3 protein-coding genes are annotated in these 3,433 nt (G+C 73.1%); all 3 read left to right on the forward strand.

Features of this window, described 5'->3' with window-relative positions; genetic code table 11:
* The first annotated feature begins 621 nt into the window (after window positions 1–621).
* A complete protein-coding gene (locus ABZ281_RS42920) occupies window positions 622–1,821 on the forward strand; it encodes a hypothetical protein (protein ID WP_356663514.1) in 1,200 nt (399 codons plus the stop codon).
* Between the two features lie 293 nt (window positions 1,822–2,114).
* Complete coding sequence (locus ABZ281_RS42925) at window positions 2,115–2,645, forward strand: 2Fe-2S iron-sulfur cluster-binding protein (protein ID WP_356663516.1); 531 nt, start codon at window positions 2,115–2,117, stop codon at window positions 2,643–2,645.
* On the forward strand, window positions 2,642–3,433 hold a 792-nt coding region (locus ABZ281_RS42930), incomplete at its 3' end, for a xanthine dehydrogenase family protein subunit M (protein ID WP_356663518.1). The genes ABZ281_RS42925 and ABZ281_RS42930, both read left to right, overlap by 4 nt.

Here is a 3,433-nt window from a genome sequence, read left to right on the forward strand (position 1 = left end):
GTTGTTCGACCGGGCCGCGGAGCTGGACCTGATCGTCGTGGCGGGCAGCGAGCAGGACCCGCCCCGATGCGGATGGTGGGCGGGCCCTGCTCGTCGCACCATTGTCGGGACCGCGGGGCGGGCGGGCCACGCGTGAGATCCGTGGATGTGCGCGCGGCGCGCACACCCCGCGTGCATGGCGCGCATCCCGCGCATCACACTCTGCCCGGCCCCAGGGCGCTGCCACATGCCACGTCACGCCACCCGGCGCCGCAGCACGCCCTCCCGGTCGTCACACGCCGTCGCCCTCGCGCCACATGACACGGCCCGGCACGGGTAAGCGGTGCGCATGAGCGACGGCGGGACGGAAGAAGAGACGGGTGTACGCGCGACCCGGCGCACCAGGCGCAAACAGGCCCCTGCGGACGGAGTCCACGGTGTGCCGGGCGGTTGCGGCACGAGGAGCGACGGTCAGGGTGACAGGAGCGTGCCGCGGGCCGACCGGGGTGGTGGAGAGTCGTAGGCACCGTAGGCACCGTAGGCACATCCGTCACCGGCACCCGGGTGCGACCCCGGGTAGCACCCGTCGGCCTGCGGCGACGATACTGGCAAACGCACGTACCTCCGCTTACAGATGGACCCATGCAGACCTCCCTCACCGTTCGCCCCATGACTCCCGCCACGGTGTGGTCGGCGCGCGGCCGCCACACCCCGGGATCCGCGGAAGACGTACTCCGGCGCTCGCTCCAGCAGCGCAAGGACAGCCGGGCCATCGACGACTTCCTGGAGTTGCCCGAAGACCAAACCGCCCCGGCGGAACGGGTCTTCGAGGCCCGTTGGCGGGTCGATGACGACGTGGCCGTACGCGCCCGGCTGAGCCTGAAGCCCGGCCCGGACGAGGGGGACGGGCAGGAGTGGCTGCTGGTCGCGGAGGCCGAGCAGCCGTGGGACCACGCGTGGCCCTCCCCCACAGGCCTGTTCTGGCCGGAGGACCCTGACGTCGCCTGGGACCAGGACGCCGCCACGCGTCTGGCCCTGGGGGAGATCAACCCCCTCCCCCAGGACGACAGGGAGATCCGCCGCCTGCTGAGGAACGCCGTGCGCGGAGGGTGGCACATCCATGTGGTGGTCCACGAGGCGATGACCACCGACGACCGGGGACGTACGCCGGTGGCCAGGTGGCTGCCGCCCGGCCTGCGCCACCGTGTGGTGGAGCATCACGCCGCCCCGCAGCAGCTGCGCGGGCTGAACTGGGCCCTGCGGGGCTCCGGGGTCGAGGTGCCGCGCGGTGGCGCGGTGGTACTGCCGGGCGCTCCGGCGCCGGAGGGCTACGACGCCCGGGACTTCTCGGTCCGCGCCGTCTTCCTCGACGGCTCCGAGCCGGCCGACCTCGTCGACGCGGTGACGCGGTTCGCCGCACTCCCGCGGCCCCTGCCCGACGGCGCCGAAGACGCCCTCACCGCGCTGCGGGAGGACTGGCACCTGCTGACGCTGCAGGAGGAGCTGGACCGCCAGCGCGGTCTGGTGGCCATGTACGCCGAAGCGCTGGAGGCCATGACGAAGTCTCGTGACCTGTACCGGGAGGCAGCCGAGAGCGCCCACGAGGCCCTGGCCGTCTACCAGGAGGCCGCCCAGGCCGCTCCCGCCGGGCCCCGGCCGTCCGGTCCGCCCGCCGTGTCCCCGCTCCAGCAGCTCACACGGACGTTCGAACGCTTCAAGGTCAAGCGTCCCGCGACTCCGGCCGATGACCGCGAGAAGAGTGACGCCAAGAGCAAGGAAAAGAGCGACGAGACGAGCGATGTGAAGGGCACCGCCGACCAGCGCGTGACGTCGGAGCACTAGTGCCGCGGCAGGCAACGTTTGCCCGTTGAGGAGCGGCGTCCGGTGCGTGCTCTCGGCGTGCCGGCCGGAAGCCCCCGTACTGGACGTACTCGGGGTTTCGGCCGATGCGGCGAGTGCGGGTACCCCCTGCTCGAGCGGAGTCGAGAGCGTGGGGGAGCGCGCCGGGCGTCGTGACGGGGCGAACGTTGCCTGCCGCGGCACTAGCCCCCTCGTGGGACGCACGTGTCAGTCGTGCCGTCCTGGATACGCGGTCCGTACGGCATCACGGCCCGCCCGGGAAGGTCCTCCACGACATGGGCAACCATCGGCACCACTCGCGGACCACGCTCCGCGTCAACGGCAAACCCCACACGCTCACCATCGACCACCGGCGGGTCCTGCTGGACCTCCTGCGGGAGGATCTCGGGCTCACGGGCGCCAAGAAGGGCTGCGACCACGGCCAGTGCGGCGCCTGCACGGTCCTGGTGGACGGGCGGCGCGTCAACAGCTGCCTGCTGTTCGCGGTCTCCCTCGACGGCTGTGAGGTCACCACCGTCGAGGGCCTGTCCGGTGACGGTGAGGAACCGCATCCGCTGCAGCGGGCCTTCCTGGAGCGCGACGCGTTCCAGTGCGGCTACTGCACCCCGGGCCAGATCTGCTCCGCGACCGGCGCGCTCGCCGAGGCCGCGGCCGGTCACCCCTCGCACGTCACCGACCCGGCGGCGCCCTCGGGTGAGCCGGTGCCGCTGGACCGGGAGGAGATCCGGGAGCGGCTCAGCGGCAACCTGTGCCGGTGCGGTGCGTATCCGCGGATCGCCGAGGCCGTGGAGGACGTGATCCCGTGAAGGAGTTCGCCTACGTCCGCGCCGGCAGCGTCGAGGAGGCGACCTCCGCGTACGCCTCCCACGCCGGCGCCCGCTACCTCGGTGGCGGCACCAACCTCGTCGACCTCATGAAGCTCGGCGTGGAGGCGCCGCGCGCCCTCATCGACGTCACCCGGCTCCCGCTGGACACGGTCGAGGAACTGCCCGGCGGTGCGCTGCGCGTCGGGGCGATGGTCCGCAACAGCGACCTCGCCGCACACCCCCTCGTCCGCGACCGGTACCCGGCGCTGTCCCAGGCGGTGCTCGCGGGGGCTTCCGGGCAGCTGCGCAACGCGGCGACGACCGGCGGGAACCTGCTCCAGCGCACCCGGTGCCCGTACTTCCAGGACCTGTCGAAGCCGTGCAACAAGCGCGAACCGGGCAGTGGCTGCGGCGCGCGTGACGGCGTCCACCGTGACCACGCGGTGCTCGGTCACTCCGCGCACTGCATCGCCACCCACCCGTCGGACATGGCGGTGGCGCTCGCCGCCCTCGACGGACGTGTCGAGCTGGACGGGCCCGAGGGAGCCCGGAGTGTCGCGGCTGCGGAGTTCCACCGGCTGCCCGGGGACCGGCCCGAGCAGGACACCGAGATCCGCCCCGGCGAACTGGTCACCGGTGTGGTGCTGCCGGCCGCCACGGCCGGGCTGCCGTCGGCGTACCGCAAGGCCCGCGACCGGGCCTCGTACGCCTTCGCGCTCGCGTACGTCGCGGTCGTTCTGCGCCTTGTGGACGGGTTCGGAGGCCATGCCGGGCACGCCTTCGGGGCG

This window comes from Streptomyces sp. NPDC006265, assembly GCF_040613555.1.
Classification (GTDB): domain Bacteria; phylum Actinomycetota; class Actinomycetes; order Streptomycetales; family Streptomycetaceae; genus Streptomyces.

What these genes read in the sequence shown, in the direction of transcription:
- ABZ281_RS42920 (WP_356663514.1), top strand. Translation starts at nt 622, where the DNA reads ATGCAGACCTCCCTCACCGTTCGCCCCATGACTCCCGCCACGGTGTGG.
- ABZ281_RS42925 (WP_356663516.1), top strand. Translation starts at nt 2,115, where the DNA reads ATGGGCAACCATCGGCACCACTCGCGGACCACGCTCCGCGTCAACGGC.